Here is an 11,862-nt window from a genome sequence, read left to right as displayed (position 1 = left end):
CACTGGAACGGTCGTCGGCAGCGTCAGATGTGTATAAGAGACTGCTCGCGACCCGGCCGGGGCAGCCGCCCGGTGGCCGGCCGGCGCCGCGCGCCCGCAATGGGTGGCGGGCGACGCCATGGACGCCGACAGCGTGATCGCCGCCGCCCGCGGCGCAACGCTGATCGTCCACGCGGTCAATCCGCCCGGCTACCGGAACTGGGGCGCGCTGGTGCTGCCGATGCTCGACAGCACGATCCGCGCGGCGGAGGCCTCGGGCGCCCGCATCGTGCTGCCCGGCACGGTCTACAACTACGGGCCCGATGCCTTCCCGGACATCGCCGAGGACGCGCCGCAGCATCCGCGGACGCGCAAGGGCGCGATCCGGGTCGAGATGGAGGAACGCCTTCGAGCAGCGGCCGATCGCGGCGTGCGCACGCTGATCGTGCGGGCCGGCGACTTCTTCGGTCCGCGCGCGGGCAACAACTGGTTCTCGCAGGGCCTGGTGAAGCCCGGCCGGCCGCTGGCCGCCATCACCGACCCGGCGCGACAGGGCGTCGGCCACCAGTGGGCCTGCCTGCCCGACGTCGCCGAGACCATCGCGCAACTGGTCGAGCGCGAGGCCTCCCTGCAGGCCTTCGAGCGCGTCCACATGGAAGGCCACTGGGATGCCGACGGCACCCGCATGCAGGCCGCGATCCGGCACGCCAGCGGCGACGCCGAGCTACCGGTGAAGCGCTTCCCCTGGTGGCTGCTGGCGCTGGGCTCGCCGGTCGTGCCCGTGTTCCGCGAGCTGCGCGAGATGCGCTACCTCTGGCAGCAGCCGGTGCGCCTGCGCAGCGGGCGGCTGCGGGCGCTGCTCGGCAGCGAAGCGCACACGCCGCTCGACCAGGCCGTCGCGGCCACGCTCGAGGGACTGGGTTGCCTGGGGCCGGCAGCCGCCGCGGCCGCGCTCGCCGAAAGCCGCAGCTAGCCACTTCCCGCAAGCGCGGCGGTCCGGGTCGCCCTAGAGTGATCGACACTGACCACAGGACCGACCGGAGACAGGCCTTGAACTACACGCACGAACACCTCGAGATCCAGAAGACGATGCGCCGCTTCATCGACCAGGAGATCAACCCGCACGTCGACGAATGGGAAGCCGCCGAGGCCTTCCCGGCCCACGCGGTGTTCGCCCGGCTCGGCGCGCTCGGCCTGCTGGGCCTCAACAAGCCCGAGGCATACGGCGGCGCCGGCCTCGACTACTCCTACGCGATGGCGATGGCCGAGGCGCTGGGCCACGTGCGCTGCGGCGGCGTGCCGATGGCCATCGGCGTGCAGACCGACATGTGCACCCCCGCGCTGGCGCGCTTCGGCAGCGACGAACTGCGGCGCGAGTTCCTGGCGCCGGCCATCGCCGGCCAGACCGTCGGCTGCATCGGCGTCAGCGAGCCCGGCGCCGGCAGCGACGTCGCCGGCCTCAAGAGCCAYGCGCGCAAGGACGGCGGCGACTACCTCATCAGCGGCCAGAAGATGTGGATCACCAACAGCCTGCAGGCCGACTGGATGTGCATGCTGGTCAACACCAGCGACGGCCCGGCGCACCGCAACAAGTCGCTCGTCATGGTGCCGATGGACAGCCCCGGCATCGAGAAGGCGCAGAAGATCCGCAAGATCGGCATGCATTCGAGCGACACCGGCCTGATCTACTTCGACAACGTGCGGGTGCCGCAGCGCTATCGCATCGGCGAGGAGGGTCAGGGCTTCGTCTACCAGATGCAGCAGTTCCAGGAAGAGCGCCTGTGGTGCGCCGCCAGCTCGCTGGTGCCGCTCGACGAATGCATCGCCGACACCATCGAATGGGCGCAGCAGCGCAAGCTCTTCGGCGGCACCTTGGCCGACCAGCAGTGGGTGCAGTTCAAGCTGGCCGAGCTCAAGACCGAGGTCGAAGCCCTGCGTGCCCTCACCTACCGCGCCTGCGACCTGCACGTGCAGGGCCAGGACGTGACCGAGCTGGCCTCGATGGCCAAGCTCAAGACCGGCCGCCTCACGCGCGAGGTCTCCGACACCTGCCTGCAGTTCTGGGGCGGCATGGGCTTCACCTGGGAGAACCGGGTCTCGCGCCTGTACCGCGACGGCCGGCTGGCCTCGATCGGCGGCGGCGCCGACGAGGTCATGCTCGGCATCCTGGCGAAGACGATGGGCATCGCGAAACGGCCGCCGCGGGAATGACGGAGCACAGCGCCCACCACCCCGCCCTGCGCCGCCGCGACGGCGACGAAGCCAGGGTCACCTTCGAAGAACTGTTCTTCGACCTGGTCTACGTCTTCGCGGTCACGCAGCTGTCGCACTACCTGCTGGGTCACCTGACGCCGCTCGGCGCGCTCCAGACCCTGCTGCTCTGGTTCGCGGTCTGGCTGGGCTGGCAGTACACCTGCTGGGTGACCAACTGGTTCGATCCCCGGGCGGCACCGATCCGGCTCCTGCTGTTCGGCGTGATGCTGGCCGGCCTCGTGATGTCGGCCGCGATTCCCGGCGCCTTCGCCGAGCGCGCGAAGGTCTTCGCCGCCGCCTTCGTCGCGATTCAGGTCGGCCGCTCGCTGTTCATCTGCCTCCTGCTGCACAAGCAGCATGCGCTGGCGGCGAACTTCCGGCGCATCCTCGGCTGGAACTGCATTGCCGCGGTGTTCTGGATCGCCGGCGCGATCGCCACCGGGCCGTCCCGCCTCGGCCTGTGGGCGATGGCGATCGCCTGCGAGTACGTCTCGCCGATGTTCGGCTTCCGGCTGCCGGGCCTCGGCCGCTCGCGCACCGCCGACTGGACCATCGAGGGCGGCCATCTGGCCGAGCGCTGCCAGCTGTTCGTCATCATGGCGCTGGGCGAATCGATCCTGCTGACCGGCGACACCTTCGCCAAGACCCAGAGCCTGGGAACGCTGTCGACCGTCGCCTTCCTCTGCGCCTTCGCCGGCAGCCTGGCGATGTGGTGGCTCTACTTCGACACCAGCAGCGAGCACGGCAGCCATGTCATCGCCCACTCGGACGACCCGGGGCGCATCGGCGCGCACTTCCACTACGTGCATGTGCTGATCGTCGGCGGCATCATCGTCACCGCCGTCGGCAACGAACTCGTGATCGCGCATCCGCATGGCCACATGGCGCTGTCCGAGCTGATCGTGATGGTCGGCGCGCCGCTGACCTACCTGCTGGGCAACGGCCTCTACAAGCGCATCGTGTACGGCGCCTTCCCGGCCTCGCACGCGGTCGGCATGGCGGCGACCGCGGCGCTGGCGGCCGGCGCCTCGCGACTCGACCTGCTGACAATGAACGTGCTGACCACCGGCGTCATCCTGGCCGTGGCCGCCTGGGACACCTACCGGTCGCGCTCGGCGCTTCCGGCCCGGGCCTGAAGCGCGCGCAGCTTGTCCTTCTTGCTCGGCCGCTTGCCCTTGACGCCGCCTGTACCCGGCTCGCCGGCCGGCAGCGGCGCGGCGGTCTCGGTCGGCTCGAAGCCGGCCACCCGCTCGCGCGGCACGTTCAGGCCCTGGCGCTTCTCGATCAGCCTGAAGTGGGCTTCCGAATCGGCGCTGACGAAGCTCACGGCGACACCGCTCGCGCCGGCCCGGCCGGTGCGGCCGATGCGGTGCAGGTAGTCGACCGCCGAACGCGGCAGGTCGTAGTTCACCACCACCGGCAGCTGCGCGACGTCGATGCCGCGGGCGGCCAGGTCGGTGGCCACCACCACCGGCACCCGGGAGGCCTTGAAGTCGGCCAGCACCTGCGTGCGCTTGCCCTGGCTCAGCACGCCATGGAAGGGCTCGGCCTCGATGCCGGCCCGGCGCAGCTTGTCGGCGACGACCTCCGACGCATGCTTGGTGGCGACGAAGACCAGCACGCGGGTCCAGCCGCTGTCCTTGACCAGTTGGCGCAGCAGCTGCGTGCGCCGGCTCGCATCGACCTCGATCGCGCGCTGCTGGATCGCCGGTTCCTCGGCCGCCCCGGACTCGATCTCGATGCGCACCGGATCGTGCAGCAGCCCGTCGGCCAGCGACTGGATCGCGGCCGGAAAGGTGGCAGAGAACAGCAGGTTCTGGCGCCGCGCCGGCAGCAGCGCGAGGATGCGGCCCAGTTCCTCGGCGAAGCCCAGGTCGAACAGCCGGTCGGCCTCGTCGAGCACCAGCGTGGCGACCGAGGACAGCCGGAGCGCCCGGTGCTCGACCAGGTCGAGCAGCCGCCCCGGCGTCGCGATCATGAGGTCGGCCCCGCCGCGCAGCGCCATCAGCTGCGGGTTGATCGAGACGCCGCCGAAGGCCACCGCGATCTTCACCGGCACCGGCAGGTGCTGCGCCAGGCTGCGCATCGACTCGCCCACCTGGGCCGCAAGCTCGCGCGTGGGCACCAGGATCAGCGCCTGGAGCCGGCGCGGCGACGGCCGGCCCGCACCCACGATCCGCTGCAGCAGGGGCAGCGAGAATGCGGCGGTCTTGCCGGAGCCCGTCTGCGCCGCGCCCAGCAGGTCACGCCCCTGGAGGATCGCGGGAATGGCCTCGACCTGGATGGCGGTCGGCGCGCGGTAGCCCTTTTCAGAGGCGGCGCGCACCAGGGAAGGATCGAGTCCCAGGGATTGGAATGGCATGGGCGGAGGGCCCGCGAAGGGCCGATGGACGAACAGGAGCGGCGGACGCCGCAGAGATCGAGGAGCATAGCCACCATGAACCCGGAAGACCTGGAAAAGCTCGTGAGCCGCGAAATGCCCTTCGGCAAGTACAAGGGCCGCCTGATCGCCGACCTGCCGGGAAACTACCTCACGTGGTTCGCCCGCGAGGGTTTTCCGCCGGGGGAAATCGGCCGCCTGCTGAGCCTGATGCACGAAATCGACCACAACGGCCTGAAGGCGCTCCTCAATCCGCTTCGCCGCAGGCCGCCGGGTTGAAATCGCCTCATTTTTTGCGTTGCAGCATCAAATAAACGAAAAATTCAAGAAGAAATTCACCCAGAAACTCATTTGTGCATGACAATGCTGAAGCGTTTCTGGCAATTCCAAGCCGGAATCGTGAACCGGTGATCGGTCAGTTTCGCGCCACAGCGCCATTTGTTTGTTGTGATTCTGGGACTCCATCGCTTTGTTTTTTTGGTTTGATTAGGAGTCCCTCCATGGGCAAGAAACTCTACGTAGGCAACCTCGCCTACTCCATCCGCGACAACGACCTCGAGCAGGCTTTCAGCCAGTACGGTTCGGTCGCCAGCGCCAAGGTCATGATGGAACGCGACAGCGGTCGCTCCAAGGGCTTCGGCTTCGTCGAAATGGGCACCGACGCGGAAGCGCTGGCAGCCATCGAAGGCCTGAACGGCCAAGCACTCGACGGCCGCAGCCTGACCGTCAATGAAGCCCGTCCGATGGAGCCCCGTTCGCCCGGCGGCTTCGGCGGCGGCGGTGGTGGCCGCAGCGGTGGTGGCGGTGGCTACGGCGGCGGCGGTGGTGGCTACGGCGGCGGCGGTGGCGGCAACCGCAGCGGCGGTGGCGGCTACGGCGGCGGCGGCGGTGGCCGCGGCGGCTACTAAGCCCTCCCCTGCTTTCAGCTAGAAAGGCTCCTTCGGGAGCCTTTTTCGTTGGCGGGCGGAACCCGGTACGTGGAAGTCCGTACGGCCGTGGTCAGCTCACGGTCAGGTGCTGGCGACGACCCTCGAAGGCACATCAACGAGGGTCGAGACAATGCGCATCAAGAGTCAGGCTGACTTCTATTCGGGAGTCATGTTCACGGCGGTGGGGGCGGCGTTCGCCGTGGGCGCCACCACCTACAACATCGGCGACGGGGCCCGCATGGGGCCCGGCTACTTCCCGCTCATGCTGGGCATCCTGCTGGCCGTCCTTGGCGCCCTTGTCATGTTCCAGTCGCTGGTGGTCGAGACGGTCGACGGCGACCCGATCGGCAAATGGGCCTGGAAGCCGCTGTTCTTCGTCATCGTGGCCAACCTCGCCTTCGGCGTGCTGCTGGGCGGACTGCCGAGCATCGGCGTGCCGGCCATGGGCATGATCATCGCGATCTACGCGCTGACCATCATCTCCAGCCTCGCGGGCGAGCACTTCAAGCTGCGCGACGTGCTGGTTCTCTCGACCATCCTTGCGGCAGGCAGCTACGTGGCGTTCATCTGGGCGCTCAAGTTGCAGATCCAGGTCTGGCCCACCTTCATTTCGGGCTGAGGACACCGCCATGGAACTGTTTCACAACCTCGCGCTCGGCTTCGGCGTCGCCTTCACCTTCACCAACCTGCTGTACTGCCTGGTCGGCTGTATCCTGGGAACCCTGATCGGCGTGCTGCCGGGCATCGGCCCGGTCGCCACCATCGCGATGCTGCTGCCGGCCACCTACGCGCTGCCGCCGGTCTCCGCGCTGATCATGCTGGCCGGCATCTACTACGGCGCCCAGTACGGCGGCTCCACCACCGCCATCCTGGTCAACCTGCCCGGTGAATCGTCCTCGGTCGTAACTTGCATCGACGGCTACCAGATGGCGCGGCAGGGACGCGCGGGGCCTGCGCTCGCTGCGGCGGGCCTGGGCTCCTTCTTCGCCGGCTGCGTCGGCACGCTGATCCTGGCCGCCTTCGCGCCGCCGCTGACCGAGCTGGCCTTCAAGTTCGGCCCGGCCGAGTACTTCTCGCTGATGGTGCTGGGCCTGATCGGCGCCGTGGTGCTGGCCTCGGGCTCGCTGCTCAAGGCCGTGGCGATGATCGTGCTGGGCCTGCTGCTCGGCATCGTCGGCACCGACGTCAACTCGGGCGTGGCGCGCTTCAGCTTCGACATCCCCGAACTGACCGACGGCATCGGCTTCGTCGTGATCGCGATGGGCGTCTTCGGTTACGGCGAGATCATCGGCAACCTGTCGCAGCCCGACGAGGAGCGCGAGGTATTCACCTCCGAGGTCAAGGGCCTGTTCCCGACCAAGGACGACTTCAAGCGCATGGCGCCGGCCGTGCTTCGCGGCACGGCACTGGGCTCCGCGCTGGGCATCCTGCCGGGCGGTGGTGCGCTGCTGGCCTCGTTCGCGGCCTACGCGCTCGAGAAGAAGATCAAGATGCGCCCAGGCGAAGTTCCCTTCGGCAAGGGCAACATCCGCGGGGTGGCATCGCCCGAGTCGGCCAACAACGCCGGCGCCCAGACCTCCTTCATTCCGCTCTTGACCTTGGGCATTCCGCCCAACGCGGTGATGGCGCTGATGGTCGGCGCGATGACGATCCACAACATCCAGCCCGGCCCGCAGGTCATGACCAGCAACCCCGAGCTGTTCTGGGGCCTGATCGCCTCGATGTGGATCGGCAACGCGATGCTGATCATCCTGAACCTGCCGCTGATCGGCATGTGGATCAAGCTGTTGACGGTGCCCTACAAGTTCCTGTTCCCGGCGATCGTGCTGTTCTGCGCGATCGGCGTGTACTCGACCAACAACAACACCTTCGACATCTGGATGGTGGCGGCCTTCGGCTTCATCGGCTATCTGTTCATCAAGCTCAGGACCGAGCCGGCGCCGCTGCTGCTGGGTTTCATCCTCGGGCCGATGATGGAAGAGAACCTGCGCCGTGCGCTGCTGCTGTCGCGCGGCACCTGGAGCGTGTTCGTGACGCGTCCGCTGTCGGCCGGGCTGCTGATCGCGGCCTGCCTGCTGCTGGGGATCGTCTTGCTGCCGTCGATCAAGGCAAAGCGGGAAGAAGCTTTTGTAGAGGAATAGGCGTCGGCCGGAGAGCGGCGGTTCGCCTGTTCTTCGGTTGCGCGTAGCGCGCCTGTTCGTGGGCCGTCACGGAACCGGCTTCGCCGGGCCGTGGACGGCACCCCCCGGTAGGGGGTGGGCGCCCGGCACGAAGTGCGGGCAACCTGGGGGCGAGCAACATCTACGGTGCCAGGTAGTCCGACACCACCTTCCACTTGCCGTCGACGATCTGCGACAGCCGCGACTGGTCGTTGCCCAGGCGCTTGGTGGCCGAGAAGGTCATCTTCGAGCTGCCGAACATGTCGGGCTCGAAGGTGCTGCTGTCCATGGCCTTGATGAAGCTGTCGGTCGTCAGGTTCGGGCCGGCCTTGTTCGCTGCCTGGATGAAGGACTGCACGATCATGTAGCCGTAGACCGAGAACACGGTCGGGTCCTCGTTGAACTTGGTCTTGTACTTGTTGGCCCAGAAGCGCAGCGGCTGGGACTGCTCGTCGGTGTAGGGGTTCTGCACCGTCATGGTGGCGTAGATGCCGTCCATCGGCTTGCCGCCGAGCTTGTGGATCAGGTCGGTGTAGGCCGCGCTGGAGCCCAGGAAGGTCGGGTTGAAGCCGGTCTTGCGCGCCTCGCCGACGGTGCCGATGGTCTCGCGGATGATGGTACCGAGCACCACCAGGTCGCAGTTGGCGGCCTTCATCTTGGCCACCTGGGAGGAGAAGTCGGTCGCCCCGCGCTTGAAGGAGGTCTTCTCGGCCAGTTCCATGCCCACCGCCTTCAGGCCGGCCTCGGCGCCGCGCTGCACCTCGAGGCCGAATTCGTCGTCCTGGTAGATGGTGCAGACTTTCTTGGCGCCCTTGTCCTTGATCATCCTCGGCAGCGCCATGCGGATCTGGTCGTAGTAGGTCGCGGCGAAGGAATACTTGAGCCGGTTGAGCGGCTCGTACATCTCGCGCGCCGCCGTGATCGGGAAGAAATTGACGATGTTCTTCTCGAACTGCACCGGCATCGCCGCCATGTTCTGGGCGGTGCCGATGTGGCCCGCCATGATGAAGATCTTTTCCTGGTTGACCAGCTTCTGCGCCGCCAGCACCGCCTTCTTGGGGTCGTAGCCCGAATCCTCGACGTAGAGCTTGAGCTTGCGGCCGTGGATGCTGCCCTGCTCGTTGAGTTCGTCCACCGCGAGCTGCATGCCGTTGCGCGACTGCTTGCCGAAGCCGGCCAGCGGGCCGGAGAGATCCTGGATCGTGCCGACGCGGATCTCGTCCTTGCTCACGCCCTGCTGCTGCGCGCTGGCCAGGCCGGAGCCCAGCGCGAGACCCGCCGCGGCGGCCAGGGGGAACAGTGTCTGGGTCTTCATACGGTTGTCTCCTCTAGGTGGTCGAATGATTGGGCTACGCGTACATGGCGTCGATGCGGTCGGCATACTTGGCCTGCACCAGCTTGCGCTTGAGCTTCATGGTCGGGGTCAGTTCCTCGTCCTCGGCGCTGAGCTGGGTCTCGAGCAGGAAGAACTTCTTGATCTGCTCGACCCGCGCGAACTTGGCATTGACGCGATCGAGTTCGGCCTGGATCAGGTCCTGGACCTCCTGCGCGCGCGTCAGGCTCTGGTAGTTGCTGAAGGGCACGTCATGGTCCTGGGCGAATTTCTCGACGTTCTCCTGGTCGATCATGATGATCACGCTGAGGTAGGGCTTTGCATCGCCGATCACCACCGCGTCGGTGATGTAGGGGCTGAACTTGAGCTCGTTCTCGAGCTCGCTCGGCGTGATGTTCTTGCCGCCTGCCGTGATGATGATGTCCTTCATGCGGTCGGTGATGCGGAAATACCCGTCCCCGTCGACCGTGCCGACGTCGCCGGTGTGCAGCCAGCCCTCGGCGTCGATGGTCTCGGCGGTCTTCTCGGGCAGGTTCAGGTAGCCCATGAAGACATTGGTGCCGCGCACCAGGATCTCGCCCGTCGCGGGATCGAGCCGCACCTCGTTGTAGCCCGCGGCCGGACCGATGGCGCCCGGCTTGATGCGCGCCGCCGGCACGCCGGTGGCGGCGCCGCAGGATTCGGTCATGCCCCAGACCTCCAGCATCGGCACGCCGAGCGCGAGGTACCACTTCACGAGMTCGGGCGAGATCGGCGCCGCGCCGGTGACGAGGAAGCGGGCGCGGTGGATGCCGATCAGCTTGCGCACGTTGTCCAGGGCCAGCCAGCGCGCGATGCGGAACTTGAAGCGCAGTACAGCGCCGACCGGCTGCCCGGCCAGCACGCGATCGGCGATGGTGGTGCCGACGCCGATGCTCCACGCATAGGCGGCCTGCTGCACGCGGCTGGCTTCCTTGAGCGCGATCATCACGCCCGAATAGAACTTCTCCCACACGCGCGGCACCGCGGTGAACACGGTCGGTGCGATCTCGCGCACGTTCTCGGGCACGGTCTCGGGGTTCTCGACGAAGTTGAGGATCGAGCCGGTGTACATCGCGAAGTACTCGCCGCCCATGCGCTCGGCGATGTGGCACAGCGGCAGGAAGCACATGCGCTCGTCGTGCTCGTCCTGCGCCACCAGCGTGTTGTAGCCGCGCGTCGTGTAGACCAGGCCGCGGTGGCTGTGCATCGCGCCCTTGGGCTTGCCGGTGGTGCCCGAGGTGTAGACCAGGATGGCCAGGTCCTCGGGCCGGCAGCCGGCGACGCGCTGCTCGAGCTCCTGCGGATGGGCCTTGTTGTAGTCGCGGCCGAGCGCGCGCAGGGCGTCCAGGCTGATGACGTCGTCATCGTGCAGGTCGCGCAGGCCCTCCATGTCGAAGACCACGATCTTGCGCAGCAGCGGCAGGCCGGCGCGGACCGCGAGCGCCTTGTCGAGCTGCTCGTCGTCCTCGACGAAGAGCACGGTGGTGCGCGAGTCCTCGCAGAGGTAGTGCACCTGCGAGGCGGCGTCGGTCGGATAGATGCCGTTGGCCACGCCGCCGCAGCTCAGCACCGCGAGGTCGCAGAGCACCCATTCGATCACGGTGTTCGACAGGATCGAGGCGCACGCGTGCGGCGCGAAGCCGATCGCCATCAGGCCGCCGGCGATCTCGGCGACCGCGTCGGCGGTCTGCTTCCAGTTCCAGCTGCGCCAGATGCCGAGCTTCTTCTGCCGCATCCAGACGCTGTCGCCGCGCAGGCGGGCGGCGTTCCAGAACATCGCGGCCAGGGTCTCGCCGGGCACCACGATGTCGGTGCGCGATTGAATCCGGCCCAGGTCCCAGAGGCCGGCGGGTGCCTTGGCGTGCATGGCGTGGGTCATCTCCAGGTCTTCTTCTTTTTCCAGCGCCGCTCGCCGCGCACGCCGTCGTCCTTGAGGCCGAGGTAGAACTCCTTGATGTCCTCCTTCTCGCGCAGCCGCTCGCAGGTGTCTTCCATCACGATGCGGCCGTTTTCGAGCACGTAGCCGTAGTCGGAGGCATTGAGCGCCATGTTGGCGTTCTGCTCGACCAAGAGGATGGTGGTGCCGCGCTCGCGATTGATGCGCACCACGATCTCGAAGATCTCCTTGGTGAGCTTGGGCGAGAGGCCGAGGCTGGGTTCGTCGAGCAGGATCAGGTGCGGCGCCGCCATGATGGCGCGCGAGATGGCCAGCATCTGCTGCTGGCCGCCCGAGAGCAGGCCGGCGTCCTGCGTGGCGCGCTCCCTGAGGATCGGGAAGTAGCCGAACACGGTCTCGATGTCGCGCGCGACGCCGTCGCGGTCACGGCGGGTGTAGGCGCCCATCAGGAGGTTGTCCTTGACCGACAGCAGCGGGAAGACTTCGCGGCCTTCCGGCACATGGCTCAGGCCCTGCTGGACGATGTGGGCCGGGTCCTGGGCGGTGATGTTCTTTCCCTTGAACTCGATGCTGCCCTTGCGCGGATCGATGATGCCCGAGATGGTCTTGAGGATGGTGGTCTTGCCGGCGCCGTTGGAGCCAAGCACCGTGGCGATCTCGCCGGCCCGCACCTTGAGGCTGACGCCGCGGATGGCCTTGATGGGGCCGTAGGCGCTTTCGACGTTGAGGAGCTGGAGGACGACGTCGGTCATGAGACACAAACCTCCGACGCGGTGTGTCCGGGGGGCCGGCGGCGGGCGGTATGCCCCGGACCGGCCGACGTCACCGGCCGCTTCGCGGCTGCCCTGCGCTGCTCACGGTACGCGGGGTCTCGCTCAAACTCGCTTCGCTCAAACAGTCGCGAGCCCTGA

At 67.7% G+C, this 11,862-nt stretch carries 10 protein-coding genes and 1 pseudogene; 7 read left to right on the top strand and 4 right to left on the bottom strand.

Annotated features, from left to right (window positions below; genetic code table 11):
- Positions 1-61: 61 nt before the first annotated feature.
- The 3 genes and pseudogenes from AC1D2E_RS12300 to AC1D2E_RS12290 all read left to right on the top strand — a co-directional run.
- Positions 62-952: pseudogene (locus AC1D2E_RS12300) on the top strand (Rossmann-fold NAD(P)-binding domain-containing protein); the annotation flags it as partial.
- A 77-nt stretch (positions 953-1,029) separates the two neighbouring features.
- Positions 1,030-2,190 carry an acyl-CoA dehydrogenase family protein gene (locus AC1D2E_RS12295; RefSeq protein WP_478197661.1) on the top strand — a complete coding sequence of 387 codons (1,161 nt, stop codon included), beginning with the start codon at positions 1,030-1,032 and terminating at the stop codon, positions 2,188-2,190.
- Entirely contained in the window at positions 2,187-3,368 is a 1,182-nt protein-coding gene (locus AC1D2E_RS12290) for a low temperature requirement protein A (RefSeq protein WP_478197660.1), read from the top strand. The genes AC1D2E_RS12295 and AC1D2E_RS12290 overlap by 4 nt, the downstream gene beginning before the upstream one ends.
- Here the strand turns inward: AC1D2E_RS12290 and AC1D2E_RS12285 are convergent.
- Positions 3,332-4,594, bottom strand: a complete 1,263-nt coding sequence (locus AC1D2E_RS12285; protein WP_478197659.1) for a DEAD/DEAH box helicase — start codon at positions 4,592-4,594, stop codon at positions 3,332-3,334. The two genes, AC1D2E_RS12290 and AC1D2E_RS12285, sit on opposite strands and share 37 nt — an antisense overlap.
- 75 nt (positions 4,595-4,669) lie before the next feature.
- On the opposite strand from AC1D2E_RS12285, the gene AC1D2E_RS12280 reads away from it, so the two are divergent.
- From AC1D2E_RS12280 to AC1D2E_RS12265, 4 genes are all read left to right on the top strand, one after another.
- Entirely contained in the window at positions 4,670-4,891 is a 222-nt protein-coding gene (locus AC1D2E_RS12280; RefSeq protein WP_478197658.1) for a DUF3820 family protein, read from the top strand.
- Positions 4,892-5,112: 221 nt separating this feature from the next.
- Positions 5,113-5,520, top strand: coding sequence for an RNA recognition motif domain-containing protein (locus AC1D2E_RS12275; protein ID WP_478170951.1), 408 nt, complete (start codon positions 5,113-5,115; stop codon positions 5,518-5,520).
- 151 nt (positions 5,521-5,671) lie between these two features.
- A complete protein-coding gene (locus AC1D2E_RS12270; protein ID WP_478170950.1) occupies positions 5,672-6,160 on the top strand; it encodes a tripartite tricarboxylate transporter TctB family protein in 489 nt (162 codons plus the stop codon).
- A gap of 10 nt (positions 6,161-6,170) precedes the next feature.
- On the top strand, positions 6,171-7,682 hold the full coding sequence (locus AC1D2E_RS12265) for a tripartite tricarboxylate transporter permease (protein ID WP_478197657.1): 1,512 nt from the start codon (positions 6,171-6,173) through the stop codon (positions 7,680-7,682).
- A gap of 160 nt (positions 7,683-7,842) precedes the next feature.
- Here the strand turns inward: AC1D2E_RS12265 and AC1D2E_RS12260 are convergent, their stop codons facing one another.
- From AC1D2E_RS12260 to AC1D2E_RS12250, 3 genes are read right to left on the bottom strand one after another with little or no spacing between them, the layout of a single operon-like run.
- Positions 7,843-9,015, bottom strand: coding sequence for an ABC transporter substrate-binding protein (locus tag AC1D2E_RS12260; protein WP_478197656.1), 1,173 nt, complete (start codon positions 9,013-9,015; stop codon positions 7,843-7,845).
- A 34-nt stretch (positions 9,016-9,049) separates the two neighbouring features.
- On the bottom strand, positions 9,050-10,933 hold the full coding sequence (locus tag AC1D2E_RS12255) for an AMP-dependent synthetase/ligase (protein ID WP_478197655.1): 1,884 nt from the start codon (positions 10,931-10,933) through the stop codon (positions 9,050-9,052).
- The gene (locus AC1D2E_RS12250; protein ID WP_478197654.1) at positions 10,930-11,703 is read right to left on the bottom strand and encodes an ABC transporter ATP-binding protein; all 774 of its coding nucleotides are present in this window, start codon (positions 11,701-11,703) and stop codon (positions 10,930-10,932) included. The genes AC1D2E_RS12255 and AC1D2E_RS12250 overlap by 4 nt, the downstream gene beginning before the upstream one ends.
- Between the last annotated feature and the right edge of the window lie 159 nt (positions 11,704-11,862).

Source organism: Variovorax sp. P1_H2, from assembly GCF_056405295.1.
The sequence above is the reverse complement of the archived record's forward strand: the minus strand, read 5'-3'. Positions and strand labels throughout refer to the sequence as shown.

Coding starts and splice junctions, on each gene's coding strand:
- AC1D2E_RS12290 (WP_478197660.1), top strand. CDS start 2,187: ATGACGGAGCACAGCGCCCACCACCCCGCCCTGCGCCGCCGCGACGGC.
- AC1D2E_RS12285 (WP_478197659.1), bottom strand. CDS start 4,594: ATGCCATTCCAATCCCTGGGACTCGATCCTTCCCTGGTGCGCGCCGCC.
- AC1D2E_RS12280 (WP_478197658.1), top strand. CDS start 4,670: ATGAACCCGGAAGACCTGGAAAAGCTCGTGAGCCGCGAAATGCCCTTC.
- AC1D2E_RS12275 (WP_478170951.1), top strand. CDS start 5,113: ATGGGCAAGAAACTCTACGTAGGCAACCTCGCCTACTCCATCCGCGAC.
- AC1D2E_RS12270 (WP_478170950.1), top strand. CDS start 5,672: ATGCGCATCAAGAGTCAGGCTGACTTCTATTCGGGAGTCATGTTCACG.
- AC1D2E_RS12265 (WP_478197657.1), top strand. CDS start 6,171: ATGGAACTGTTTCACAACCTCGCGCTCGGCTTCGGCGTCGCCTTCACC.
- AC1D2E_RS12260 (WP_478197656.1), bottom strand. CDS start 9,015: ATGAAGACCCAGACACTGTTCCCCCTGGCCGCCGCGGCGGGTCTCGCG.
- AC1D2E_RS12250 (WP_478197654.1), bottom strand. CDS start 11,703: ATGACCGACGTCGTCCTCCAGCTCCTCAACGTCGAAAGCGCCTACGGC.